Annotated in this window: 22 protein-coding genes and 1 pseudogene; 12 read left to right on the plus strand and 11 right to left on the minus strand. The window is 66.1% G+C overall.

Annotated features, from left to right (window positions below; all coding sequences use genetic code 11):
• The first annotated feature begins 88 nt into the window (after positions 1–88).
• Complete coding sequence (locus ACP693_RS08555) at positions 89–1,486, plus strand: glycoside hydrolase family 28 protein (RefSeq protein WP_426017569.1); 1,398 nt, start codon at positions 89–91, stop codon at positions 1,484–1,486.
• A 99-nt stretch (positions 1,487–1,585) separates the two neighbouring features.
• Here the strand turns inward: ACP693_RS08555 and ACP693_RS08560 are convergent, their stop codons facing one another.
• The 8 genes from ACP693_RS08560 to rhmD form a co-directional block, all read right to left on the minus strand.
• Entirely contained in the window at positions 1,586–4,348 is a 2,763-nt protein-coding gene (locus ACP693_RS08560; protein WP_426017568.1) for a TonB-dependent receptor, read from the minus strand.
• Positions 4,349–4,556: 208 nt separating this feature from the next.
• Positions 4,557–6,011, minus strand: a complete 1,455-nt coding sequence (locus ACP693_RS08565; RefSeq protein WP_426017566.1) for an oligogalacturonate lyase family protein — start codon at positions 6,009–6,011, stop codon at positions 4,557–4,559.
• 28 nt (positions 6,012–6,039) lie between these two features.
• Positions 6,040–8,322 carry a hypothetical protein gene (locus ACP693_RS08570; RefSeq protein WP_426017564.1) on the minus strand — a complete coding sequence of 761 codons (2,283 nt, stop codon included), beginning with the start codon at positions 8,320–8,322 and terminating at the stop codon, positions 6,040–6,042.
• Positions 8,322–9,602 (minus strand): sugar MFS transporter, encoded by a 1,281-nt coding sequence (locus ACP693_RS08575; protein WP_426017562.1) that lies wholly within the window; start codon positions 9,600–9,602, stop codon positions 8,322–8,324. Before ACP693_RS08575 ends, ACP693_RS08570 begins: the two co-directional genes overlap by 1 nt.
• A 63-nt stretch (positions 9,603–9,665) precedes the next feature.
• Positions 9,666–10,568 (minus strand): amidohydrolase family protein, encoded by a 903-nt coding sequence (locus tag ACP693_RS08580; RefSeq protein ID WP_426017560.1) that lies wholly within the window; start codon positions 10,566–10,568, stop codon positions 9,666–9,668.
• Positions 10,569–10,577: 9 nt separating this feature from the next.
• Positions 10,578–11,327: an SDR family NAD(P)-dependent oxidoreductase gene (locus ACP693_RS08585; RefSeq protein ID WP_426017559.1), complete on the minus strand. Its 750-nt coding sequence runs from the start codon at positions 11,325–11,327 to the stop codon at positions 10,578–10,580.
• Positions 11,324–12,184, minus strand: coding sequence for a fumarylacetoacetate hydrolase family protein (locus ACP693_RS08590; RefSeq protein WP_426017558.1), 861 nt, complete (start codon positions 12,182–12,184; stop codon positions 11,324–11,326). The genes ACP693_RS08585 and ACP693_RS08590 overlap by 4 nt, the downstream gene beginning before the upstream one ends.
• Before the next feature lie 18 nt (positions 12,185–12,202).
• Entirely contained in the window at positions 12,203–13,396 is a 1,194-nt protein-coding gene (rhmD, locus tag ACP693_RS08595) for an L-rhamnonate dehydratase (RefSeq protein WP_426017556.1), read from the minus strand.
• Positions 13,397–13,536: 140 nt separating this feature from the next.
• Here rhmD and ACP693_RS08600 point away from each other — a divergent pair, with 140 nt between their 5' ends.
• From ACP693_RS08600 to ACP693_RS08620, 5 genes are all read left to right on the plus strand, one after another.
• Positions 13,537–14,343, plus strand: a complete 807-nt coding sequence (locus ACP693_RS08600) for an IclR family transcriptional regulator (RefSeq protein WP_135195703.1) — start codon at positions 13,537–13,539, stop codon at positions 14,341–14,343.
• Positions 14,344–14,367: 24 nt separating this feature from the next.
• A complete protein-coding gene (locus tag ACP693_RS08605; protein WP_426017554.1) occupies positions 14,368–15,129 on the plus strand; it encodes an SDR family NAD(P)-dependent oxidoreductase in 762 nt (253 codons plus the stop codon).
• A gap of 9 nt (positions 15,130–15,138) precedes the next feature.
• Complete coding sequence (lldD, locus tag ACP693_RS08610; protein WP_426017552.1) at positions 15,139–16,272, plus strand: FMN-dependent L-lactate dehydrogenase LldD; 1,134 nt, start codon at positions 15,139–15,141, stop codon at positions 16,270–16,272.
• A 284-nt stretch (positions 16,273–16,556) separates the two neighbouring features.
• The gene (locus tag ACP693_RS08615; protein ID WP_426017551.1) at positions 16,557–17,279 is read left to right on the plus strand and encodes a cytochrome c oxidase assembly protein; all 723 of its coding nucleotides are present in this window, start codon (positions 16,557–16,559) and stop codon (positions 17,277–17,279) included.
• The gene (locus ACP693_RS08620; RefSeq protein WP_426017549.1) at positions 17,276–17,995 is read left to right on the plus strand and encodes a cytochrome b; all 720 of its coding nucleotides are present in this window, start codon (positions 17,276–17,278) and stop codon (positions 17,993–17,995) included. The genes ACP693_RS08615 and ACP693_RS08620 overlap by 4 nt, the downstream gene beginning before the upstream one ends.
• Positions 17,996–18,002: 7 nt before the next feature.
• Here ACP693_RS08620 and ACP693_RS08625 read toward each other — a convergent pair.
• Positions 18,003–18,464, minus strand: a pseudogene (locus ACP693_RS08625) (c-type cytochrome); the annotation flags it as partial.
• 226 nt (positions 18,465–18,690) lie between these two features.
• Between ACP693_RS08625 and ACP693_RS08630 the strand changes: the two are divergent.
• From ACP693_RS08630 to ACP693_RS08655, 6 genes are all read left to right on the plus strand, one after another.
• Positions 18,691–19,086 carry a c-type cytochrome gene (locus tag ACP693_RS08630; protein WP_426017547.1) on the plus strand — a complete coding sequence of 132 codons (396 nt, stop codon included), beginning with the start codon at positions 18,691–18,693 and terminating at the stop codon, positions 19,084–19,086.
• Positions 19,076–20,053 (plus strand): cytochrome c oxidase subunit II, encoded by a 978-nt coding sequence (gene coxB / locus ACP693_RS08635; RefSeq protein WP_426017545.1) that lies wholly within the window; start codon positions 19,076–19,078, stop codon positions 20,051–20,053. The genes ACP693_RS08630 and coxB overlap by 11 nt, the downstream gene beginning before the upstream one ends.
• Positions 20,050–22,596: a cytochrome c oxidase subunit I gene (ctaD, locus tag ACP693_RS08640; protein ID WP_426017544.1), complete on the plus strand. Its 2,547-nt coding sequence runs from the start codon at positions 20,050–20,052 to the stop codon at positions 22,594–22,596. The genes coxB and ctaD overlap by 4 nt, the downstream gene beginning before the upstream one ends.
• Positions 22,593–22,901 (plus strand): hypothetical protein, encoded by a 309-nt coding sequence (locus ACP693_RS08645; protein WP_426017542.1) that lies wholly within the window; start codon positions 22,593–22,595, stop codon positions 22,899–22,901. The genes ctaD and ACP693_RS08645 overlap by 4 nt, the downstream gene beginning before the upstream one ends.
• Positions 22,902–23,001: 100 nt before the next feature.
• Positions 23,002–23,415, plus strand: coding sequence for a DUF2231 domain-containing protein (locus ACP693_RS08650; protein WP_426017541.1), 414 nt, complete (start codon positions 23,002–23,004; stop codon positions 23,413–23,415).
• An 8-nt stretch (positions 23,416–23,423) separates the two neighbouring features.
• A complete protein-coding gene (locus ACP693_RS08655) occupies positions 23,424–24,719 on the plus strand; it encodes a PQQ-dependent sugar dehydrogenase (RefSeq protein ID WP_426019597.1) in 1,296 nt (431 codons plus the stop codon).
• A 134-nt stretch (positions 24,720–24,853) separates the two neighbouring features.
• Here ACP693_RS08655 and ACP693_RS08660 read toward each other — a convergent pair whose 3' ends face one another.
• Entirely contained in the window at positions 24,854–25,192 is a 339-nt protein-coding gene (locus ACP693_RS08660; protein ID WP_426017539.1) for an energy transducer TonB family protein, read from the minus strand.
• A gap of 112 nt (positions 25,193–25,304) precedes the next feature.
• Positions 25,305–26,180, minus strand: a complete 876-nt coding sequence (locus tag ACP693_RS08665; protein ID WP_426017538.1) for a LysR family transcriptional regulator — start codon at positions 26,178–26,180, stop codon at positions 25,305–25,307.
• Positions 26,181–26,221 lie beyond the last annotated feature (41 nt).

The raw sequence follows: 26,221 nt of genomic DNA on the forward strand, positions 1-26,221 counted from the left end.
GCCAATCGGCTGCGCATCTCAGGCGGCCTTGCCATGAGCATATCGTCCGTTATCGTGAGACGGAAGAACAGAATGTGGGAAATGTCCATTGTTAGCAAATCGCCGCACCCTCCTGCAGCTTGGCCTTACAGGGGCGCTGACCGCCGCGACGCCGGCGCTGGCCCAAGCGACGGCCGGAAAGATATTTGACGCGGCCGACTTCGGTGCAGTCGGCGACGGCGAGACGATCAACACACTCCGAATCCAGGCCGCCATTGATGCTGCGGCCGGGCAGGGCGGCGGGACAGTGGTTCTGAAGCCCGGCCTGTATCTGTCCGGCTCCCTGTTCGTGAAGTCCGGCGTGACCCTGATGATCGGGCGCGGTACGACCATTCGGGGGCTTCAGGATATCGCCGCCTATCCCCTGGTCCGCACCCGCGTCGCCGGGGTGGAGATGGACTGGCCCGCCGGCCTGCTGAACATCTATCAGCAGCAGAACGCCAAGATCACCGGCGAGGGCCTGGTCGATGGCGACGGCAAGGTCTTCTGGGACAGCTATTGGGCCATGCGTCGCGACTATGACCCGCGCGACCTGCGCTGGGCCGCCGACTACGATTGCCGCCGCCCGCGCCTGATCCATATCTATGACTCGCAACAGGTCGAGGTGTCGGGCCTGAACCTGGCGCGGTCCGGCTTCTGGACCGTTCACGTCTGCTATTCGCGCGATGTGAAAGTCGCCGACCTGATCATCCGCAACAATCTGGGCGGCCGTGGTCCCTCGACCGACGGGATCGACATCGACTCGTCGGAGCGGGTGCTGGTCGAGCGTTGCGACCTGTCGGTCAACGACGACGCCATCTGCATCAAGGCCGGCCGCGACTGGGACGGCCTGCGCGTCGCCCGTCCGTGCCGGCAGGTGAATATCCGCGACTGCATCGTTCGCGACGCCCTGGCCGGCATGACCTTCGGTTCCGAGACCTCGGGCGGCTTCGACGACATCGAGGTTTCGGGCCTGCGGATCGAATACCCCGTGCCGCTGGGCATCTTCTTCAAGTCGGGCCACACGCGCGGCGGCGTCATCTCCAACATCCGCCTGCGCGACATCCATCTGCAGGACGTGCGAACGCTGATGCAGGTCAATCTGAACTGGTATCCGAACTACAGCTACGCCCAGATCCCGGCGGGTATCACGGACATCCCCGACTATTGGCGCGCCCTTGCCACGCCGGTCCCGCGCGAACAGGGCATTCCCCGCATCCACGATGTCCGCCTGTCGAACATCAAGGCCGTCGGCGGCAAGGTCGGGTTCGCGGCTGCCGCCTATCCCGAGGCGCCGCTGAAGGATTTCACCTTCGAACGGCTGGACTGGGACGTGCAGGACGCAGGCGCCATCGCCAACGCCGAGAACTGGCGCTTCCGCGACTGCAAGATCGACACCCTGGACGGCAAGGGCCCCAAGGTGACGGACTCGACGGGCGTCACCGGCCTGCGTCCACGGGTCGCCTGACGCCCGCCGGCAAACCTTCAGGGTCGAACAAAAAGAAGGCCCGGAGCGTTTCGCTCCGGGCCTTTAGTTTATCGCGCCAGAAGCGTCAGGGAGGGAAGATCAGTACTTCCAGCGCAATCCCACGGCGATCTCTCGGCCCGTGTGACGGTAGTCGGACACGCGGTCCGTCACATCGACGTAGCGATCGGTATAAGCGTCAGTCAGGTTGATGCCTTCGAGCGAGAAGGTCAGGTTCGGCGTGAACTCGTACGACATGGAGGCGTCGATATTGGTGGTGTCGTTGACGCCCTCTTCCGAATTGCCGTTCGAGCCGGGGAAGGACAGCAGATACTGGCTGCGGTGCGCGACTGAGACGCGGGCCTGGAACGGGCCGTCCTCGTAATACAGGGTCGCGTTGGCGGTGTTCTTCGATTGGCCCGTCAGACGGTTCTTGCCGGCCGTGCCGTAGCTGACCTCGGAATCGACCCAGGTGACGTTGCCGGTGAAGCCGAAGTTGGACCACAGGCCGGGCAGGAAGGTGAAGGGCTGCTGGTACTGGATCTCGATCCCCTTCAGCGCCCCGCCTGCGCCGTTCAGGCGACGTGTGACCTGGAAAATGTCGGTCGGGGAGGCCGCGCCTTGCAGCAGTTCGTTCGGCAGGCCCAACTGGTTGTAAGGAATGCCCACCGTCTCGGACGTGATGAAGCTGTCGATGTCCTTGTAGAAGAGGGCGCCGGCCAGCAGGCCTTCGTTCTGGAAATACCACTCGACGGAGAAGTCGTAGTTTGTGGCGCGGAACGGGTCGAGCAGGGGGTTGCCGTAGGAGACGGTTCGCGTCGTCGGAGACACGCTGCCGCCGGGCGTCAGGTCGCCTAATGTCGGACGCGACATGACCTTGGCGGCGCCCAGGCGGATGACCAGGTCCTCACGCGGTTCCAGCGCCAGATTGAAGGACGGCAGCACGTCTTCGTAGTCGTTCTCGGTCGTGACGTAGTCGTAGGTGGTGACCGGAGGCGTGCCCGTGGCGATCGTCTGCCAACCCTTGGCCGTGACCTCGGTCTGGGCGTAGCGGATGCCGGCGTTGCCGCGCAGGACCATGCCGGCGACGGTCGTGTTGAAGTCCGCCTGCAGGAAGATGCCCTTGTCCGTCTCGTCCACTTCCCGTTCGCTGCGGTTGGCGACCAAGGGGTCGTCGTAGAAGCTAAGGAAGTCGGCGATCTTCGAGATGTCGGGAACGATGAACGACAGGTCGGAGCCCGCGCCCGCGTCCACGCCGCCCGAGATGTCGACGACGCGGCCGATGCTGTCCACGCCCGTCAGGCGGTCGGCGCCGGTCGGGTTGGTCTTGGTGCGCGTCAGGCCGAAGGTCTCGAACCCGTAGGTGCGGTATTCGCCGCCCAGCTTGAACGTCAACGAGTCGGACCAATCGTAGGCCAGCGAGCCGGCGCCGACCTGATTGTCGAAGTTGCCGCCGGAGGTGCTGCGCGTGGCGTTGACCAGGGTGAAACGCTGACCTGAAGTGACGTCGAAGCCGTAGTTGATCGTCGGCTTGCGATCATCCTCTCGGAAATCGAAGCTGTAGCCGTTCACGCCAGCGGCCTCGAAGGCATACGCGACGTTCATCGGCGTGCGCGCTTCCGAACGGTTGGCGCCGATCTTCAGATTGCCGCGCAGGCGGTCCGTGAAGTCGTGGCGCACGTTCAACGACGCCTGGTAGAAGTTGCTTTCGTTGCGCGTGAATCCGTTCTCGGCCCGCACCAGCATGTTGTCGAAGACGCCGTACGACAGGATGTTCTTGTCGGCGTCGATCTCATAGTCACGGACGACGACGCTGTTCACATTGGCGCGGCTGAACGACCAGGCCTCGATGTTGGGGCTTTCCAGTTCCGAGTTGAACCGCGACCACAGGACGTCAAGCACCGCCTCGGTGCGATCGCTGGGCCGCCATTGCAGCGAACCGGTCATGCCCAGGCGATCTTCCTGAGTATTGCCGAGGGTGTAACGCGGGATGCGCGGATAGAAGGCGTTCAGCACTGCGTCACGCTGTGCCGTCGTCGTGCAGGGAATGCAGTTGCCGAAGTTCTGACCACGTCCATAAGGCGAGCCGGTCACTGGATTGACGTCCAGCGGATTGCCCTTCTGCCAGCGCGTGGTGTTGAAGCTGCCCAGGATCGGCGAACGTTCGGAGTAGGCGACCGAGAGCAGGGCGCCGAAGGTGCGGTCTTCGTTCGACCAGCTGAGCAGGCCCGCCAGACGCGGGATCGTCTTCTCCGACAGGTCGTTGTAGGACGCCTGCGCCGACAAGGCGGAGTTGAAGCCGCTGCCGCTGAAGTCCAGGGGGCGGCCGGTCTGCAGATCGACGGTGGCGCCCAGTGAGCCTTCCTCGATCTCGGCCGACTGCGTCTTGCGGACTTTGATGCTGTTGAACAGCTCGGACGCGAACATCGAGAAGTCGAAGCTGCGGCTACGGTTGCCGCCGGATGCGGCCTGGGCTTCCAGGCCGTTGATGCGCGTGCGGGTAAAGTCGGAGTTCAGCCCACGAACCGAAATGGTCGTACCCTGGCCGTTGACGCGTTCGATAGTCACGCCGGGCAGGCGTTGAATGGCCTCGGCAAGGTTCTGATCAGGGAAGTCGGCCATGTCTTCGGCAAAGATGGCGTCCACCGCGCCGGCTTCGCTGCGCTTGATGTTCAGCGCCTGTTGCAGGCTGGAGCGGAAGCCGGTGACGACGATTTCTTCCACGACGGTCGCGTCGTCCTGAGCAGCTTCCTCGGCTGCGGGCTCAACGGCAGGGGCGGTCTGCGCCATCGCCGGCACGGCACCCATCAGGGCCGCCAGGGATACGCCAACGGCGCACAGAGTCCGGGTGTTGGTCCGTCGCATTCGTTCTCTCCCCATCCCGGCGGCCATCTGGCACCGGTGTCATTTTTTGGTATGCTGTCGCGCATAGTCGGATTGGCGACGTGCCGTTTATTGCAACAGCTTCCCGCATTTTGCAACAAGGTGATGTTTGGGTCGAGACAATCTGTCGAAAATTCTCGACAAAACCTCGACAATTCAGGCGTAAGGTCTCGACAAATTGTCGATGTTTCTAGGCGCGGCGCGCGACTTCGACGGCATAGACGTGATTGGCGCCGTGCATGTTCGACACGAAGACAATCCATTTGGCGTCCGGCGTGAAGGTCAGATTTGGCTCCAACCGGTAGTCGTGGTTCGACAGGTCCACCAGCCGTTCCGAGCGCAGATATTCGACGAAAATCTGGTCGTCCTTGTCGCTGGACGGATCGGCGTCGACGATCGGTTCGGGACGCAGCAGGACGATCCATTTGCCGTCGGGCGCATGGGCGACCATGTCGCCGTCGCCCCCGTCGCCGGCGAACAGGGTCCCGTCCGGCGAGACGTTGTAGTGGACGGACCAGTCGTTCTGCTCGACGCGGCGATAGACGCGACGGCCCGTCTCCAGATCGACCGAGGCGACCCAGAAGACCTGACCGCGCGGGGTCTGCAGGTCATAGAGCACCTGCTTTCCGTCCGGGCTGAACCATTCGTGGCCGAAGATCTCGAAGTTCATCGTCCGCTGGTGGGTCTTCCTCAGGCCCGTGCCGTCGGCGCGGATGGCCCACATCCGGTCCACGCGGTGCCAGGGGCCTTCGTGGCAGAAGATGATCTGCTGCGGATCGGTGGGCGAGAACTGGGTGTGGCCGATCCACTCGTTGGTCTTGTGGATCACACGCCGCTCGCCCGTCGCCAGGTCGATGACGAAAATCTCCATCGGATAGCCGGCGGCCCAGCGCTGTAGCATCCGCACGCCCTTGGCGCGGGCGAAGTTCAGCGGCTTTCCGTCCGGTCCGTTGGCTTCGTATTCGGCCTGGTCGAAGCGGCGGTTGCGCGGATCGGGAACGGTCGGCTGAAGCGGCTGGCTGTCATAGGCGACGAAGCCCAGCAGCAGGGTCTCGTCGGCGTTGACCGAGTTGATCTGACCGTTCGGAATCCGGCAGATCTCGCGACGCTGTCTGGTGTCGGCGTCGATGACGAAAAGGGTTTTGGCGCGGTCCATCAGCTGGCCCTCGCCGGGCGCGGTGACCGAATAGTAGACGTTGCGGCCCTTGCGACCGGTGAACATCAGGTCGGCCTCGTGATCGGGAACCAGGACGCTGACGGCCCAGGTCGCCAGATCGACGGTCGAGATGCCCTGGGGCGTCGAGATGACCATCAGGTCGGGCGCGCCGGCCTTGGGCGGCAGGAACATGTTCTTGTAGAAATAGGGCTTTCCGCCCCCGCCGTCGGGCGAGACGCGGCGGATACGGTGGCCGGTCTTGGGATCGACCCACTCGGTCGGCGCCGGGCCGTCCCAGCGCGGCCGCTCGACCGGCGTTTCCTGGGTCGACGGCGGGGCGGTGTTGGGCGCGGGCCAGACGGGGGTCTGGCCCGGCGTAGGCGGCGTTGCGGGCGCGGACTGCTGGGCCTGGACGGTCGTGGTGGCCAAGGCGCCGACGGCGGGGGCCGCGAACAGGGCCTTCAGGGCGGTGCGTCTGGAGGTCGTCATTGGGGCGTTCCTCTCGGTTTTTTCTGGATTACGGCGCGGGGGTCAGGCCTTCGACCCGGACGGTCCAGCCGTCCTTCGGAAAGCCGGGGGCGTGGCCGCTCGATCCGTCCCAGCCCGCCGCCATCAGGCCGACGGCCATCAGCAGCGACCCATTGGACGGGAAGTAGGTCTCGGCGGCGCGGCGATAGCCGGGACCGTCGGGATTGACCGCCATCTCGACGCCGCCGGCGCCGGCCGAGACGGGGACGAGTTCGTCGGCGTGCTCGTCCAGGTGGACGCGCGGGGTCATGCCGGTAACGCCCCACTGGTTGTTCTTCAGATCGGCGAACAGCCAGTCGACGGCCTTTTCCGGTTCGCCGACACGGGCCGCCGTCATGGCCATCATCGGGAAGTCCCAGCCCCAGGTTTGGCGCACGTCCCACGTCTGCTCCACCGCCTCGAAGGTGCGGCGCATGGCGGCGGGATCGATCCGCGCGCCAGGGATGAAGCCATAGGCCATTAGGAAGGAGGGGTGGTCGCGGTTCTTGCACTGGGCCGCCGCCGCGTGCTTGCGGCAGGCGTCGGACATGGCCGTCTCCCAGAAGTCCGGCAGGTTCTCGATCGGCAGATAAAGGCCGTCCTTCATCGGCGGCGGTGCGATCTTCGCCAGGGCCTGATCCCAATCGGCGCGGCGGGCCTGGCCCTTGCGTTCACGCCAAGCTTGCGCGGTTTCCAGAGCCCAGCGGAAATACTCGACCTCGAAGGTCGGGTTCACCGTGGTCAGGGGATCGTAGTTCTCCTGCGCAGGGATCATCGGCGTGCCGAGGTTCAGCCGGCCTTCGTGTTCGATGGGCCAGGAGGCCAACAGGTCGGCGGTCGCCTCGACCACCTCGCCATATCGATCCAGCACGGCCGGGTCCTTCTCGGAGCGCCAGACCAGTTCGGCCAGCAGGATCGGGTGCGGCTGCTGCCACATGATGAAGGGCGAAACCAGGCTGGGGCTGTTGCGGCCCTCGGGCCCGACCATCTTGGGCCACCAGGCGCCCTTCACATGGTGACGAGCGGCCTCGGCGCGGGCGTTGTCCAGATTGCCGACATACCAGGGCAGGCTGCGCTCCAGCATGTCGGGATGGCCCCACATGGCCTGCCAGCCGGCGTGCCAGGCGTGCATTTCCAGGTGGAACTTGCCGTACCAGCTGTTGGAGAACAGGCCCTCTTCCTGCGGCGGCAGTTCGCCGGCGCCGTTCACGGCCGACAGATATTGCGACAGGACAACGCGCCGCTCCAGCTCGGCGGCACGCGGGTCGGTGGAGCCCGTGAAATCGACGGCGCCGCCCTGGGTCCAGAAGCCGTTCCAGTGGGCGGTCGTCGCCTGGACACCGGCGCTGTACGCGGGCGTGGCGGGCGTCTGGGCCTGTTGGTCGAAGCGGACCATGACGGTCAGTCGGTCGCGGCCAGCGGCGGCCACACGGAAGGCGTCGGCGCCGTTCTGTTCGATCTTACCGGAAGCGGTGATGCCGGAATAATAGGTGGTGTCGTCCAGTGTACGGCGAATGCGGACGTCGCCCGTGTCGTGGGTGACGACGCTCAGGCTTTGCGCGCCCGACGCCTCGAACGTCGTCGGGTCGGGATTGATGGCGGGGTTCACGCCGGGATAGCGGACCTGGACGCCCAGGCCCTGAGACGCGACCAGGGGCGAGGCGATCTCGACCATGACCATGTCCAGCGCCGGGTGGACGCGGGTCACGACCTCGACCCGCTGGCCGTCATAGGTGAAGCGGCTGGTCAGGGCGCCGGACCACAGGTCCAGCGTCTGGCGCGTGTCGGCGACCTTGGCGAAGTCCAGCGGTTTGCCGTCGGCGAAGGTCAGGCCGATGCGGCTGAGCGAAAATCGATGCGGGTTGGCTCGCAGCCAGGTGTAGGCGGGCTGGGTTTCCGCCACGTCCCATGATTTCATCCAGGCATAAGGCTGTTCGCCCCGACCCGGCACGGGCACGTCGATCAGCCCGTCCTGCTCGGTATAGCCATTCGGATTGGGAAAGCTGTGCCAGGCCCACTGGGCCATGGTCAGCAGGGGCGACAGTTCCGAATACTGTTCCGGAAAGGTCTGGAGCCCGGTGATGTCGGCGGTGAATCCCAGGTCGCCGTTGCCCAGCATGATCGGGGCATGGCGGTCGATGGCCGTCAGGCTGACGTTGTGGCGCGTGACCAGGGCGTGGCGGTCGATCGGCGCGGCGGGCGCGACGACGGCCGTGGGCGCGACAGTTTGGGCGCAGGCGGCCGTGGGACCGGCCAGCAGGGTGAAGGCGAGCAGGGCGGTGCGAAGACGCATCAGGCGGCATCCTTCTTCAGTCCAAGGCCAGCGCCCTTCCAGCCGTACCAAGCGACGACGGCGAAGCAGACGGCGGGCAGCAGGAAGGCGACATTGGCGCCGTAGAGGTCGGCGATCTTGCCCATGGGCCAGGGCAGCAGCACGCCGCCGCCGATGGCCATGACCATCAGGGAGGACGCCTTCTTGGTGCCGGCGCCAAGGCCGGTGGTGCCCAGGGCGAAGATGGTGGCGAACATGGTTGACATGAAGAAGAAGACGGCGATCAGGGCGATCGGCGAGACCTTGTCGATGCCAGCGGCAACGACCAGAGTCAGGACGACGTTGATCACGCCATAGGTGGTCAGCAGGACGCGGGGCTTGATCTTCAGCAGCAGGGCGGTGGCGAAGAAGCGGCCGACCAGATAGCCGATGGCCGCCAGCGACAGCATGAAGGCGCCTTGCTGCGAGGTCAGGTCCTGCCAGTTGTGGGTCACCAGATTGATGAAATAGGCGCCGATGCCGACCTGGGCGCCGATGTAGAGGGCCTGGGTGATCACGCCGGCGATGAAGTGCGGCTGCTTCGACAGGGGCAGGGCCGGGGCGTCGCCAGCCACCGCATTACCGTGGTCCGACAGGCCGGTTTCCGGCAGGCGGGCGCGCCAGACGGCGATGGCGAACAGGACCACGCCGACGGCGATCAGGCCATAGACGATCTGGATCGAGCGGGTCGCACCGCCCAGGGCTTCGGTCGTGGTGGGGCTGAAGAAGACGGCGCCGCCGATCAGCGGGCCGAAGAAGACGCCCAGGGCGTTGAACGACTGGGCCAGGTTCAGCCGCTGCGAGGCCTTGGCCGGATCGCCCAGGACGTTGACGTAGGTGTCGGCGCTGGTCTCCAGGATGCACAGGCCGGCGGCGAGCACGAACATGGAACCGACGAAGGGCAGGAAGGCGCCGGCGCCCGCCGCCGGGATGAACAGCAGGGCGCCGATGGCGGTGACCGCCAGGCCCGACACGATGCCGAACTTGTAGCCCCGCGCATGCAGCAGCATGCCCGCCGGAATCGACAGCAGCAGATAGGCGCCGAAATAGGCGATCTGCAGCCAGGCGCTGTCGGCCTGGCTGATGCTCAGCGTTTCCTGGAAATGCTTGTTCAGCACGTCCAGCAGACCGTAGGCCAGGCCCCAGATCAGGAAACAGGCGATGGCGAAGGCCAGCGGGCCCTTCAGCGAACGGGCGGGCTTTGCCCCTGAAGATTGGGCGAGCCGTCCGGGGGTGTGGGCGGCGTCGGTCTCGATGACCATGGGATACTCTCCTGGATTTCCTCGGGGCCTAGCCGTCTTGATGCGGCTTCGGCGGACTGGGTGTCAGATGCGGTAGATCGCCTCGGCGTTGGCGGCGAACAGGCGGTCGCGCTCGTCGGCCGAGAAGTCGGCTGTGATAGCGTCGAAGGCGGAATAGAAGGCGTCGAAGCTTCCGTGGACGCTTTCGACGGGGAAGTCGGAGGCGAACATGGCGCGCTGGGTCCCGAAGATGTCGATGCAGTCCAGCACGACGGGCCGGATGCTGTCGGGCGTCCAGGCGCGGTCGGTGATGCCCAGGCCCGAGATCTTGATCGAGACCTGGGGCTGGGCGGCCAGCAGACGCAGGCCCGTGCGCCAGCGCTCCATGCCGATGGCGTCGCGGTCGGTCGGCAGGCCGGCGTGGTTGACGATCAGGGGAATGCCGGGATGGCGCGCGGCGATGATGGCGGCGGTTGGCATCTGCGACGGATAGAGCTGAAGGTCGAACGACAGGCCGTGGCGCGCCAACTTGGCGAACCCTTCGACCCACTGCGGATCGCGCAACAGGTCGCGGTCGGTATAGGTCTTCAGCGAATCCTCGTGCCAGCAGACGATCTGGCGCACGCCGCGCACGTTCGGCCGGGCGGCATGGACCTCCAGCAGGGCGTCGAGGTCTGGGTCGAGCAGGTCGGCGCCGGCGACGATGGCGTGCGGATAGCCGTAGTCATCCGACAGCGACTGGAGCCAATCGGTTTCGGCCAGTTGCCGGCCGATGGGCTGGCCGGCCTCGACGTGGACGATCTTGTCCACGCGCCAACCGGCCGTGTCGGCGAGGTAGTGCTTCAGCAGATAGTTCTTGTGCGCGATGGGCGACATATCCCCCGCCGGATTGTTCGGCAGGGGATCGTCCTGAAGCCAGCCATAGCGCGCACGCGACAGGTCCCACAGGTGGACGTGGCCGTCGACGATGCGAAGATCAGACCCCACCCGCGCGCCCTAGTAGGTGGTGCGTCCGCCCGACGTGTCGAACGTCGAGGCGGTGGTGAAGCTGCATTCTTCCGAGGCCATGAAACAGACCATGGCGGCGCTTTCGTCGACCTCGCCCAGGCGGCCCATGGGGATCTTGGAGCGCATGTAGTCGACCTGGCTTTGCGGCATCTGGGCCAGGATCGGGCTTTCGAAGGTGGCGGGGGTCAAGGCATTGGCGATGACACCCTTGCCGGCCAGTTCCTTGCCGAGCGACTTGGTGAAGCCGATCACGCCGGCCTTGGACGCCGAATAGGCGCTGGCGTTGGGATTGCCTTCCTTGCCGGCGACCGAGGCCACATTGACGATGCGGCCGTAGCCGTTCTCAAGCATGAAGGGCACGATCGCGCGCGAGCAGTAGAAGACGCCGTTCAGATTGATGTCGACGACCCGTTTCCAGCTGTCGATCGGGAACTCGTGCACCGGCACGGTGGCGCCGGTGATGCCGGCCGAAGCGATCAGGATGTCTATCCTGCCCAGCGTCTGGATCGCCTCAGAGGCGGCGGCGGCGACCGCATCGGCGTCCGACACGTCCAGCGCCACGAAATGTTGCGCGCCGATCTCCACGGCTGCGGCGGCCAAGGCGTCTGCGTTCAGGTCCCACAGCGAGACCTGGCCACCCTCGGCGATGATGCGCGCGGCCGAGGCCTTGCCCAGGCCCGAGGCGCCGCCGGTCACGACGGCGGTGCGGCCGGTGAACCGTCCCTGATAGGCGCTCATGCGACGGCGTCCCTGGACCAGGCGACGACCGCTTGGCGCTGGCTGCCCAGTTTGTCGATGCCCAGCTCCATCACGTCGCCGGCCTTCAGATACAGGGGCGGCTTCTGGCCCAGGCCGACGCCCGGAGGGGTGCCCGTGGTGATCAGATCGCCGGGCTCCAGCGTCATGAACTCCGACAGATAGGAGACGATCTCGGCGACACCGAAGATCATGGTCTTCGTATTGCCGGTCTGCATCCGCTTGCCGTTCAGGTCCAGCCACATGTCCAGGTTCTGCACGTCGCCCACTTCGTCGGTCGTGACGATCCAGGGGCCGACGGGGCCGAAGGTGTCGCACCCCTTGCCCTTGTCCCAGGTGCCGCCGCGCTCGGTCTGGAAGGCGCGTTCAGACACGTCGTTGATCAGGACGTAGCCGGCGACATGATCCAGCGCCTCGTCCTGGGTGACGTAGGTGGCGGGCTTGCCGATCACGATGCCCAGCTCGACTTCCCAGTCGGTCTTTTCGGAACCGCGCGGAATGATCACGTCGTCGTTCGGCCCGTTCAGGCAGGTGATGGCCTTGGTGAAGACGACCGGCTCTCCAGGAATGGGCAGGTTGGATTCGGCCGCATGGTCGGCGAAGTTCAGGCCGATGGCGATGAACTTGCGGCTGCCGTTCACCGGCACGCCATAGCGGGGCTCGCCCTCGACCAGGGGAAGCGTGGTCGGGTCGATGGCTTTCAGCGCTTCGAGCGCCGCGCCATGCAATTGATCCGGCGTGATGTCGGCGACGACGCCCGACAGGTCGCGGATGCGCCCGTCGGCGTCCAGCGTGCCCGGCTTTTCCTGGCCCTTGGGGCCGTAACGCAGCAGTTTCATTCTTCAGTGTCTTTCGTCTTATCGCGCGTAGGGGCGGTGCAGGGCGATGTCGCGGTTCAGCTCGACGCCGAAACCGGGCGCATCCGGCACCTTGAGCTTGCCGTTCACCGGAACCGGCTCGCCGATCAGTTGCGGATGGAACATCGGCACGACCTCGTCGGCGCCTGGGGCCATCATCAGGAACTCCGCGAACGGGCTGTTATGGCGCGTCACGACGAAGTGGTAGGAATAGACGCTGGATCCGTGCGGGATCATCAGCACGCCCTTGGCGTCGGCCAGGGCGGAAATCTTGATCAGTTCGGTCACGCCGCCGCACCAGCCCACGTCCGGCTGGATGATGTCGCAGCATTCCATTTCCAGCAGCATGCGGAAGCCCCATCGGGTGGCCTCGTGCTCGCCGGTGGTGACCAGCATCCCCTTGGGCGCATTCTTCTTCAGCGACTGATAGCCCCAGTAGTCGTCGGGGCTCAGCGCCTCCTCGATCCATTTCAGGCCCAGCTTGTGGGCCTCTTGCGCCAGGCGGGTTGCGTAGTTCAGGTCCAGCGCCATCCAGCAGTCGAACATCAGCCAGAAGTCGTCGCCGCAGGCGTTGCGCATAGCCTCCAGCTCGGCCAGGTTCTTGCGCAGGCCTTCCTCGCCTTCGGCGGGGCCGTGGTGCAGGGGCATCTTGCCGCCGATGAAGCCCAGTTCCTTGGCTTTGTCCGGCCTTGCGCCGGTGGCGTAAAAGGTCAGTTCGTCGCGCACGGCGCCGCCCAGCATGGCGAAGACCGGCTCTTGACGCAGGCGACCCAGCAGGTCCCACAGCGCCAAATCGACGCCGGAGATGGCGTTCACGACCAGGCCTTTGCGGCCATAATACTGGGTCGAGAAATACATCTGGTCCCAGATCTTCTCGACCTCGGACGGATCGCGCCCTTCCAGGAAGCGGGCCAGGTGTTTCTCGACGATATAGGCAGCGGGCTCGCCGCCGGTGGTCACCGCAAAGCCGACGACGCCGTTCTCGGCCTCGATCTCCACGACAAGGGTGCCCAGCACATTGATGCCGAAGCTGCGGCGGCTCTGGCGATACTCGGGATATTTGGCCATCGGCGTGGCGATATGGTCGTCGATCCAGTGGCCGTCGCCCTGGTCATGATAGTCGGCGCCGCCACCGGTCCCGTCGTTCTTCACGACGAAGGCACGGACGTGCTTGATCTTCGAAAGGCGGCTCATTGAGAAATCACCGGCATCTGGTGATTTGCTCCCATCATGCGGGATTTCACTGGCTTTCCTCCGTGCGCCACGTCAAACTCGATCCTGTTTTCCGGACAAGCTTGCGTGTTTTGCTACATTCTGAGAATGAGGATTACGAAATGGGACGAGTGGCGTCAATCAAGACCGCACAGGTCGATGGGGAAGAAGAGGTCGGCGCCAAGGCGTCCGGCAGCCAGACCCTGCTGCGCGGCCTGGACGTGATCGACGCCCTGATGGAAGGCTCGCTGCCTCTGGCCGAGCTGTCGGAGAAGCTGGACCTGACCCGCAGCACGACCCACCGGCTGGCCTCGGCCCTGGTCGATCGTCGCCTGCTGTCGTTCCGTCCGCGCGAGGGCTATTCCCTGGGGCCGAAACTGCTGGAACTGGGCCATGCCGCCAGCCAGCAGATGCACCTGCCGCGCGTCGCTCGGCCCTGGCTGGAACAGCTGTCGGCCCAAACCGACGACACGGTCCACCTGGGCGTCCTCGATGGCCGCCACGCGCTTTATCTGGACAAGGTCGCCGGTCGCCGCCGCATCAACATCGGCTCGCGCCTGGGCGAACGGCATCCCATCGCCTCGACCGGTCTGGGCAAGGCCCTGATTCTCGACAAGTCCGAGCCTGAGTGGATCGACTTCTATGCGCCCGAGGGCGCGCCCTATGATTCGTCTGCCCGCGCCGTCTGGCTGGAGCGAATGCACGGCTATGCCCAGAAGGGCTACGCCTTCGACCTGGAAGAGAACGAGGACCAGATCCGCTGCGTCGCCGCCCCGATCCGTTCGGTGGACGGCCATATCGTCGCGGCGCTCAGCGTCTCCTCGGCCGCCCAATACATGTCGGACGCCCGGATGACGGAACTGACCAAGACCGTCACCGACGCCGCCAACGCCATCAGCGCCGACCTCGGTTGGCTGCCGAAACCCTGAACACAGTGAAACGTCGGAGCCCGCATGCTGCTTGAGAACAAGGTCGTCCTGATCACGGGCGCATCGCGGGGTATCGGACGGGCGACGGCGATCGAGGCCGCACGCCAGGGCGCCAACGTCGCCATCAACACTTACAAGGACGACGCCGTCGCCGCAGAGGTGGTGGCCGAGATCGAGTCCCTGGGCCGCAAGGCCATCGTGGTTGACGCCGACGTGGCCCTGCCGGACAGCGCCACGACCTTCGTGAATGCGGCCGTCGAGGCGTTCGGGCGCGCGGATGTCTTCGTCTCCAACGCCGGCATCTGCCCCTTCCACGCCTTCCTCGACATGCCGGTCGAGACCCTGCGCCGCACGATGGAGGTCAATCTGCACGGGGCCTATTTCATGGTCCAGGCGGCGGCGAACCAGATGGTGAAGCAAGGGGAGGGTGGATCGATCGTCGCCATCAGCTCGATCTCGGCCCTGGTCGGCGGCGAGATGCAGACCCACTACACCCCGACCAAGGCGGGGGTGCACAGCCTGATGCAGTCCTGCGCCGTCGCTCTGGGCAGACACGGCATCCGCTGCAACTCGGTCTTGCCCGGCACCATCGCCACCGACATCAACAAGGACGATCTCGCGGACACGGCCAAGCGCGAATATATGGAAGGCCGAATTCCGCTGGGGCGTCTGGGCAGGCCCGAGGACATCGCCTCGGTCGTCGCCTTCCTGGCCTCGGACATGGCGGCCTATATGTCCGGCGCGGCCCTGCTGGTCGATGGCGGCGCCTTCGCCAACTTCCAGTAGGACGGGCGCGTGATCATCTCGTCGCCGAGCGATTACCGAGAGGCCGCGCGGCGCAAGCTGCCGCCCTTCCTGTTTCACTATATCGACGGCGGCGCCTACGCCGAACAGACGCTGCGCCGCAACGTCGAGGACTGGCAGGCCATCGCCCTTCGCCAGCGCGTGCTGCAGGACATGACCAGCCTCAGCCTGGAAACCCGGCTGTTCGACGAGACGCTGCGCCTGCCGATCATCCTAGCGCCCGTCGGCCTGACCGGCATGTACGCCCGACGTGGCGAGGTTCAGGCGGCCAAGGCGGCGGCGTCGCGCGGCGTGCCCTTCACCCTGTCCACCGTCTCGGTCTGTCCGATCGAGGAGGTGGCGCCCGCCATCTACCGTCCGATGTGGTTCCAGCTCTATGTGCTGCGAGATCGGGGCTTCATGAGAAACGCGCTGGAGCGGGCCAAGGCGGCGGGGGTCAAGACGTTGGTCTTCACCGTCGATATGCCCACCCCCGGCGCCCGCTATCGCGACGCCCATTCAGGCATGAGCGGCCCCCATGCCGAGATGCGTCGCATGATCCAGGCCATGACCCATCCGGCCTGGGCCTGGGATGTGGGGCTCAACGGCCGGCCGCACGACCTGGGCAATGTGTCGGCCTATTTGGGCAAGCCGACGGGCCTGGCGGACTATATCGGTTGGCTGGCCAACAACTTCGATCCGTCGATTTCGTGGAAGGACCTGCAATGGATCCGCGATTTCTGGGACGGGCCGATGATCATCAAGGGCATTCTGGACGCCCAGGACGCCCGTGACGCGGCCAGCTTCGGCGCCGACGGTATCGTGGTGTCGAACCATGGCGGCCGCCAACTGGACGGCGTGCTGTCGTCCGCCCGCGCCCTGCCGGCCATCGCCGATGCGGTGAAGGGAGATCTGAAGATTCTGGTCGATTCCGGCATTCGCAACGGCCTGGACGTGGTCCGCGCCATCGCCCTTGGCTCCGACGCGGTCCTGCTGGGCCGGGCCTTCGTCTATGCCCTGGCGGCTGGTGGGCAGGCCGGCGTCGCCAACCTGCTCGACCTGTTCGAGAAGGAGATGCGGGTGGCCATGACGTTGACCGGCGCGAAGTCGGTGGGGGACATCAACGGAACGTCTCTGACGAGTTGATGGGAGATAGCTGGGCAATGGCAGCGCGCCCGTGCATATCTCGCCGACGATGACCAATACTGTGATTGCGCCGGCGAGTGCATCCACCAGACGTCGGGCTGGACACTCCAACGCTCTCGCTCTGGCTCCGTCTCTTCCACAGGAAGACCGCGTTGATCGAAGAGGCGTGGGGCGACCACGGCGATCCTGTAAACCGCTAAGCAATTTCTACGGGAACCGTTGAGGCCATGATCGGCTTTCAAGCATAAGCTTGAGGGGGGCGTATGGCAGCCGAAGGTTCGATCATGAGCGCGGGGGGGATGTGGACGCCCTATTGCGGGGTTGCGCCTGACTTCGGCGAGTGGCGGTGGAACCTGGATCCGGTGTTGCTGGTGGTTCTGGTTGTCGCCACGGGTCTGATGGCAGTGCGTTTGGAGGGGCGGCGACGCGCCTTTGGGTTGGCGGCGATGGCGGTGCTGGCGGTGGGGTTCGTCTCGCCCTTGTGCGCTTTGAGTTCGGCGCTGTTCTCGGCGCGGACGGTGCATCACGTCTTGCTGGTCGGCGTTGCCGCGCCTCTGTTGGCGGGCGCCTTGCCTGTCAGGCGATATGGGTCGCTGGTGCTGGCGACGGCGGTTCAGGCGGTCATCTTTTGGGCCTGGCATGCCCCGGGGGCTTATGCCGCCGCACTGTCCAATGACGGCGTCTATTGGGTGATGCAGATCAGCCTGCTGTCCAGCGCAGTCTGGTTCTGGGCCTGCGCGCGGGCGTCCACGGCGCCGGCGGCCGTCGTGGCGCTTCTGGCGGCGATGCTGGCGATGGGGCTGCTGGGAGCGGTGCTGACCTTTGCGGGTCAGGCCGTCTATACGCCGCATGCCTACACCACCCTGGCCTGGGGCATGACGCCGCTGGAGGACCAGCAGGCGGCCGGGCTGATCATGTGGGCGCCGGCGGCGGCGCTGTATCTGTTCGCAGCGCTTTGGCGGCTGGGTCGGATGATCGGGCCTGATGTCGAGGCGCGGGCGGCGTGATCGAGAAGCTTTTCACGCAACTGCTCGCATGGGCGGCGGGGCACCATGACGAGGGCCGGTATTCGCCCGTCGGCATCCTGTTTCACTGGGTCATGGCGGGGCTGGTGATCTTCCAGCTCGGCTGGGGCTGGTGGATGGGGCGTCAGCCGGTGGGCGGCGCGATGATGGCCGCCTATGACCTGCATTTCGCGGTCGGGGTGCTGATGCTGATCCTGGTGATCGGCCGGCTGTCGTGGCGCCTGCTAGCGCCCAATCTGATCAACGATGCGGACAAGCCGGGGTGGGAGAGCATGGCCGCCCATGTGACCCACTATGTCTTCTACATCTGCCTGTTCGGCCTGCCGCTGTCGGGTTGGGCCATGATTTCGGCGACGGATCGCACGCGGCAATTGGAGACCTTGGGTTTCATCAAATGGCCGCTGCTACCGCTGCAGGACCTGTCGAACACTCAGCTATGGGCGATCGAGGCGGCGGCGGAATGGATGCACTGGGGCCTGGTCGTGACCCTGCTGCTGATGATTCCGATCCACGCGGGCGCGGCGCTCAAGCACCATCTGATCGATAGGGACGACGTGTTTCACGCGATGCTGCCGGTCGTGCCGCTGCGGCAACGGAAGCGGAGCCGGTGGCAGCGGCGCTGGCGGGCGCTGGAGAAGCGGGTTGCGTCGACAGCCAGGACGCTATGGCGCGGGCTTCTGGGTCCGAAAGCGATTTGACGGCGGCGGCCATGACCCCGCGCGGATCGTTGCGGCGCTGGCCCGACTTCCAGCGGTCGATCTGTTCCAGCGTATAGGCTGTGGGCTGGCCCGCAATCTGGGGATTGCCGCCCTGTCCCGATCCTTGACCGGCCGCGCCATGGCAGGAGGCGCAGGCGACGATGCCGCGTGAGGCATCGCCGTGGAGATAGATCGCAGGCGCGGGGGCCGTAGCCGGCATCTGGGTTTGTGGAGCGGTCAGGGACGCATAGTAGGCCGCGACCTCGCGCCGGCCCTTCTGGTCCAGCGCCTTGGCGATGCGGGTCATGGCGTCGTCCGGGCGCAGGCCTGAGGCGTAATCTTCCATCTGCTTTTGCAGATAGCCGGCGTCGAGACCCGCCAGACGGGGCGCCGCCACGCCGTCTCCACCCCCGTCCAGACCATGGCAGGTGAAACAGGCATTGGCCGCGCCGCCCGCGCCGCCGCTCATGGCGATGACGTGGCCGTTTGCGGCGAAGGCGCGATCCGTCTGGCCCGGCGTGGAATCGCAGGCGGCCAGGCCGGTCAGCAGGAGTAGGGCGGAAAGGGTGGCGCGCACGGCTGTGCAACACCTGCTTATGGCGGAGGTTCCGCATTGGATTTCGACGGGGCTCCATGTCGCAGTCGGGAACCTCCGTCCGGCAAGGGGATTGGTCAGGCGAAGCTTTGGGGGGCGGATGGGTTTTCGGACGACGGGCGAGGCGATGGGACGGGTGACGGTCGGCGCGCTGGCGCTCGCCCTCTGCGCCTGCGTGGACAAGGCCGACCTGCCGCGACCGATGGTTCAGGCAGATCCGGCCGCTGGACTGGCGGTGATCGAGGACGTCGGTTGCGCCGCCTGTCACAAGATTCCCGGCGTCGACTGGCCCGAGGGACGCTCGGGCTCGAACCTCGCAGGGTTCGGCGCGCGGCCCCTGATCGCCGGGCGCCTGCCGAACCAGCCCGATGTCCTGATCCTCTGGCTGATCGACGCGCCGTCGATGGACCCCGGAACCGCCATGCCGCCCATGCCCCTGACGCAAGACCAAGCCCGCGACGTCGCGGCCTATTTGTACACGCTCGATGAAGACTGAAACCCCTCCCGGAATCGTCGGCTGGCCGCCGCCCGTGCTCGACCCGGCCGGACCGTTCGCCGGGCCGATCCAGACTGTGGCCTGGGTGCTGTTCGTCATGGCGGCGGTGGTGATGGTCGTGGTTCTGGTCGCGCTGGGCGTCGCCCTGTTCGGGCCGCGCAAGTGGAAGCGGCGGGTCGGGGGTGAGAGGCTGATCTGGGTCGCCGGCCTGGTCTTTCCGGTGGTCGTGCTGACGGGCCTGCTGATCTATGGGCTGACGACGACGGCGCGGGTGGCCGATGCGCCAAAGCCCGGCGAGATGCGGGTGCGCGTCACGGGCGAGATGTGGTGGTGGCGCGTCGCCTATCTGGACGACCAGGGTCGCGAGATCGTCCAGGACGCCAACGAGGTGCACATCCCCGCCGGTCAGCCGGTGGTGTTCGAGCTCGAAAGCGCGGACGTGATCCACAGCTTCTGGGTGCCGCGTCTGGGCGGCAAGACCGACATGATCCCCGGTCGCCGCAACTTCATGCGACTGCAGGCAGATGCGCCCGGGACCTATGGCGGACAGTGCGCGGAATATTGCGGCGGGCCGCACGCCCTGATGGGGCTGGTCGTTGTGGCCCATGCGCCGGACGATTACGCCGCCTGGCTTGAGCGACAGTCGCGGCCGGCCGCCGCCGTGCCGTCGGCCCAGGGACCGCTGGCGCTGATCGACCAAGGGCGCAACGTCTTCGCCGCCTCGGGCTGCGCCGCATGCCACACCATTCGCGGGACTGAGGCGAACGGGCTGGCCGGCCCGGACCTGACCCATGTCGGATCGCGCCAGACGCTGGGCGCCGGCATCCTGCCGAACAATCAGGGGACGATGGCGGGCTGGATATCGGACAGCCAGAGTCTGAAGCCGGGCAACCGGATGCCGTCCTATGCGGTCCTGTCGGGCCAGGACGTGCGCGCCGTCGCCGCCTATCTGGAAAGCCTGAAATGAGTTCGGAAACCGGGTTCGATCCCGAACTCTACAAACGCTTCCCCACGACCGAAGCCCGGCCCGAGGGCGAGCTGGAGCAGCTCGAAGAGGTCTGGTGCGGGCCGCGTCGTCCGTGGGAGTGGATCACCGCGATCAACAACAACTACATCGGCGTCTATTACGTCGGCGCGGCTATGCTGTTCTTCGTGCTGGCGGGCGTGTTGGCCCTGCTGATGCGGACCCAGCTGGCCTTGCCGATGACGGGCTTCCTCGCGCAGGAGACCTACAACCAGATCTTCACCATGCACGGCACGGTGATGATGTTCCTGTTCGCCGTCCCGGCGGTCGAGGCGCTGGGCGTGCTGCTGCTGCCCCAGATGCTGGGCGCGCGCGACCTGCCGTTCCCGAGGCTCAGCGCCTACGCCTTCTGGGCCTATCTGGTCGGGGGGCTGTGCTTCTTCGCCTCGCTGTTCTTCGGCCTGGCGCCGAACGGCGGCTGGTTCATGTATCCGCCGCTGACCTCGACCACCTATTCGCCGGGGATCAACGCCGACTTCTGGCTGCTGGGCATCGGCTTCATCGAGATTTCGGCCATCGCCGGCGCCATCGAAATCATCGTTGGGGTGCTGAAGACTCGCGCGCCCGGCATGACGCTGGACAAGTTGCCGATCTTCGCCTGGGCCATGCTGATCTTCGCCTGCATGATCATCATCGCCTTCCCGTCGATCATCCTGTCCACGCTTCTGCTGGAGCTGGAACGCGCCCTGGGCTGGCCCTTCTTCGATGCGGCCAAGGGCGGCGACCCCATGCTGTGGCAGCACCTGTTCTGGTTCTTCGGCCACCCGGAGGTGTACATCATCTTCCTGCCGGCGGCGGGGGCCATGTCGACCCTGATCCCGGCGGTCGCCCAGACCAAGCTGGTCGGCTATCGGCTGGTGGTGCTGGCCATGCTGGCGACGGGCTTCATCAGCTTCGGCGTCTGGGCGCACCACATGTTCACCACGGGCATGCCGCAGATCTCGATCAACTATTTCAGCGCCGCCTCCATGGCCGTCAGCGTGCCGGCGGGGGTGCAGGTCTTCGCCTGGATCGCCACCCTGGCGGCGGGAAAGATGCGGTTCAACACGCCCGGTCTGTTCGCGGTCGGGGGGCTGGTGATCTTCGTCATGGGCGGGCTGACGGGCGTCATGGTCGCCATGGTCCCGTTCGACTGGCAGGCCCACGACAGCTATTTCATCGTCGCCCACCTGCACTACGTCCTGATCGGCGGGATGGTCTTCCCGCTGTTCGCCGCCATCTACTACTGGACCCCGATGTCCAGCAGCCGGCCGCTGAGCGAGCGGTGGGGCAAGTGGATTTTCTGGCTGATGTTCGTCGGCCACAACGTGACCTTCATGCCCATGCACCTGACCGGGCTGATGGGCATGCCGCGCCGGGTCTATACCTATCTGCCGGAGCGAGGCTGGGACCTGCCCAATATGATCTCGACCGTCGGCTCCTTCATGTTCGGCCTGGCGGTCCTGCTGTGGGTCGTCGACATGGTCCGCAACTTCCGCCCGTTCGGGAACAAGGACGCGGGCAATGTCTTCGGCGGGCCGGGGCTGGAGTGGCTGCCGTCCGGCAGGTATTCGCTGCGCTCGGTTCCTGTGATCAAGAGCCTGTATCCGGTGTGGGACCAGCCCGAGCTGGCGCGCGATGTGGAGGCCGGCCGATACTTCCTGCCCGGCGCGCCGCGTGGCGAGCGTGAGACGATGATCACCAGTCCGATCAACGCCGAGCCGCAATACCTGCAACGCATGCCCCGGCCGTCCAGCTGGTATGTGTGGGGCGCGATCTTCACGGCGGGCTTCTTCCTGATCCTGACGATCCAGGCCTATCTGGCGTCGGTCATCAGCGGCGTCCTGGCCATCTACTGCATCCTCAAATGGTGCTGGGGCCTGGATCGGCCCAGCGGCCCGGCGACGGTCGATGTGGGCGGCGGCGTGCGATTGCCGACCTATGTCTCCGGCCCCAGCAGTCATGGCTGGTGGGCCATGGTCATCACCCTGATCGTGTCGGGCATGGTCGCGATCATGGCCTGCTTTTCCTACGTCTTCCTGTGGAGCAGGCGGCCGGACCTGTGGCAGGCGCCGCCGGAAATCGGTTCGCTGCCGCTGACGCTGGGCCTGCTCGCAGCCGCCGGCGTCGGCGCATGGGCGTCTCAAGGCGCGTTGAAACTGGACCGTCCTCGCAGCGCAGGCATCGCCGCCGTCCTGATGCTGATCGCGACCCTTGCGGCGGGCGGCGCCTTTGCGGCGGAGGCCTCGGCCTGGTGGAACTCGGGCCTGCGTCCCGACGCGTCCAGCCAGGGCGCGACCGTCTATGCGCTGCTGGCCTGGCAGGGGACGTTCGTCGGCATCTCGCTTCTGATGGGACCGTTCGTCTTGCTGCGCTGGCTCTGTGGTCTCGTGTCGTCCCGCTACCCGGCGACCTTTGAAGTGGTCGCCCTGTTCGTCGCCTTCACGGCGGTTCAGGGGGCGGCGACGACCCTGCTGATCCGCCTGTTCCCCGGTGTGGGCGCATGAGGTTCTGGCTGCTGATGCTGGGCGGCCTGCTGATCTGGGCCGCCCACTTTATGGGGCTGTATCTGCTGTCGAGCGCCAGCGACGTAGCCCGCGACGACGCCGGGGCGTGGAATGGGGCGGGGCTGGTCTTCAGCCTGATCTGTCTTTTGGTGATCGCCGGCCTTTGCTGGCGCTGCATCGTCTGGCTGCAAATGAAGCCCACGGACGAGACCCGCGCCTTCGGCCTTCGACTGGCGGTCGCAGGCGGACTGCTGGGCGGGATCGGCGTGGTGTTTCAGACCCTGGTGCTTCTGGCGCCAGTCTGAGCGACCGTCGGGCGGAAATGACGCGGCGCCGATATTCAAAGCGGGTGAACCATTTGGCGATCAGACGGTTAGCCAAGCTAGACTTCAGGAGAGGGCAGGCATGAGCACCCACGGACTATCAGGCGCGGTCATTCGGCCGCTGCACGGCCTTTTGTTGGCGTTTCCGATCGCCCTGTTCACCTTCGCCCTGTTCACCGACATCGCCTATCTGAAGACGGCCGAGATCCAGTGGACGAACTTCTCGGCTTGGCTGATCGCCGGCGCCCTGGTGTTCGGCGGGGTGGCTGGCATCTTCTCCATCGTCGATTTCGTTTTCGGCCGGTCGCGCCGCGCGCTGATCCATCTGGTCGCCCTGGCCCTGGCCTGGGTGCTGGGCTTGGTCAACGCCTTCAAGCACAGTCAGGACGCCTGGAGCTCGGTCGGCGCATTCGGCCTGATCCTGTCCGTCCTCTGCACAATCCTGGTCCTGGTCGCCGGCTGGACCGCCTATGCCGCGCGGGAGAGCGTCCGATGAACAAGAATATGCTCGCCGCCAGCGTCGCGACCCTCGCCATGGCCTTGACCGTCGCCTCGTGCGGCAACGCCAGCGATCCCAAGCTGAACCAGACCGGCGCCACGCCCGACCTGCCCCAGGTCAACGAAACCCTGGTTCCGGCGATGAAGATCAGCCCGCCCGCAAACTGGAACGGCGAGACGCCGACCGTGCCGGCAGGCTTCACCGTCAGCGCCTTCGCCACCGACTTGAAAATCCCCCGCCAGATGCTGGTGCTGCCGAACGGCGACGTCCTGATCGCCGAGGGACGCGGCGGCCACGCTCCGCCCTTGCGGCCCAAGGACGTGATCGCCGGCGTGATCAAGAAACAGGGCAACACGAAGATCAAAGGCGGCAACCGCATCACCCTGCTGCGCGACGCCAATAATGACGGCATCCCCGAACTGCGCACCGTCCTGGTCGAAAACCTGGATGCGCCCTACGGCCTGGCCTATGTCGATGGGTCTCTCTACGTCGCCGAACAGGGGGCGCTGGTCCGCTTCGCCTTCCAGCCGGGCCAGACCGGCATCGCGACGCCGGCCGAGCGGGTCACCGAACTGCCTTCGCGGATCAACCACCACTGGACCAAGGCCCTGACCGTCAGCGCCGACGGGACCAAGCTCTATGTCGGCATCGGCTCCAACTCCAACATCGGCGAACGCGGCATGGCCGTGGAAGAAGAGCGGGCCGTGGTCTGGGAGATCGACCGCGCGACCGGCGCCCGCCGGACCATCGCCACCGGAATTCGCAACCCGACCGCCCTGGCCATCGAGCCGACGACCAGCCTGTTGTGGTCGGTGGTCAACGAGCGCGACGAGCTGGGCCCGCAACTGGTGCCGGACTACCTGACCCAGGTGAAGGACGGCGCCTTCTATGGCTGGCCCTACAGCTATTGGGGTCAGAACCGCGATCCGCGCGTGATGCCGCAGAACCCGGAGATGGTCGCCAAGGCCATCGCGCCCGACTACGCCCTGGGCTCGCACGTCGCGGCGCTGGGCATCGACTTCGCGCGCAACGGCGGTTTCGGCGGCGCGTTCGCCAATGGCGCCTTCATCGGCATGCACGGCAGCTGGAACCGCCAGGATCCGTCCGGCTACAAGGTCGCCTGGGTGCCCTTCAACGGCGGTCGCCCGGCGGGCCCGCCGGTCGATTTCGCCACCGGCTTCCTGAATAACGGCGAAGCGCGCGGCCGCCCGGTTGGCGTGGCCTTCGATCCGAACAAGCGCGTTCTGCTGGTAGCCGACGACCTGTCCAACACGGTGTGGCGCATCGCTCCAACACGCTGAACGAAAAGCGGCTCACCCAATCGTTTGGGTGAGCCGTCGGTTTCGAACGTCACCTGGACCTAGCGTCCAGACGAGTTTGAATGCGATGTCAGTATGTCTTCGGGTGAGAGGCGTGTCTTCGAGCGATGCTCGGCTCAGGGCGTGAAGTCGATAGTGCGTTCGAAGGGCGCATCGACCGCCCGACCGCGTTCTAGGATCGGCGTCACTTCCGCGCCGTCCATCAGGGCCAGCGCCGCTTCACCAAAGCCGAGACCCGGACGCGTTTCTTCCAGAACAACACAGTCCGTGACATGGCCCGACGCCAGCGCCGTGCAGCGCAGGCGAACGCTGAACCGCTCGGTGGAGGCCTGTGGTGCAAAAGTCTGATCCACAGCGGCCTTGGGCGCGGCGTACAAGGCCGAGTCCTTGAGCATCGGCGCAGTCGGAGCGCCCAAAAGCGTCGTGATCAGGGTCAGGCTAAGGGTCAGGGTCATAACAGGCCTCGTTCGCCCTCTATTAAGATTTGAGCCCGACCTCTGTTCCCTGAAAGCCGGAAAACCCGACACCCTGCGTCAGAAAAAACACACCGCTATCCGTATGCGGGGGTCAGAACGGTTTGAGGCTGGATTGGCGGGCGTCGCATAAGGCCTTTAGCCATGTGCGCACCGTGCGCATGCGGGCGGTGTCGTGAACGTCCCTGTGGGTGGCCAGCCAGAACCGCCGCTCGATCAGGATGGACGGCAGGACACGCACCAGGCCCTCCGCCAGGAAGCAGGGCAGGACGCCGATGCCGCCGCCGCCCGCGATGATCTCCTTCTGGGCGCGGATCGAGGACGAGGCGACGTGAGGCGTCAGGCCGGGGCGCACCTCGTCCAGATAGCGCAGCTCGGGCGCATAGATCAGGTCGTCGATATAGCCGACGATGTCGAAGGCGGTCAGGTCGTCGACGGTCTGGGGCGCACCATGCTGCGCCACGTGGTCGGGCGAGGCGTAGAGGGCCAGCTGATAGGGTGTCAGCGGCTCGACGATCAGGCGCGCGGCGTCGGGCGCGGCCAGGGTGATCGCCATGTCCACCTCGCGCCGGGTCGGCGACAGGAAGCCGGAGGTCGCCGCCAGTTCGATCCGCAAGCCGGGACTGGTGCGGCGCAAGGCGGGCAGGGCGGGGGCCACGATGCTGACGCCGAAGCCTTCCGAGGCGCTGATGCGCACGACGCCGGCCAAGGTGTCGGCCTGGGTCACGCGGGCGGCGGCCTCCATCGCGCTTTCGGCCTCCAGCCCCATGTCGAGCAACTGGGCGCCGGCCGCCGTCAGCTGAAGTCCGGTGGTGGACCGGACGACGAGGGTGGATTTCAGCGTGCTTTCCAGCCGCGCCACCCGTCGCCCGACAGTGGCCGCATCCACGCCCAGGCGCACGGCCGCGCCGCCCAGCGATCCCGCCCGCGCGGCGGCGATGAAGATGCGAAGGTCGTCCCAGTCGAACATCGCCAATGATCCTGTCATGCAAAAATGCAGAAAGCTGGCTG

This window comes from Brevundimonas sp. TWP1-3 (genome assembly GCF_049896085.1).
Classification (GTDB): domain Bacteria; phylum Pseudomonadota; class Alphaproteobacteria; order Caulobacterales; family Caulobacteraceae; genus Brevundimonas.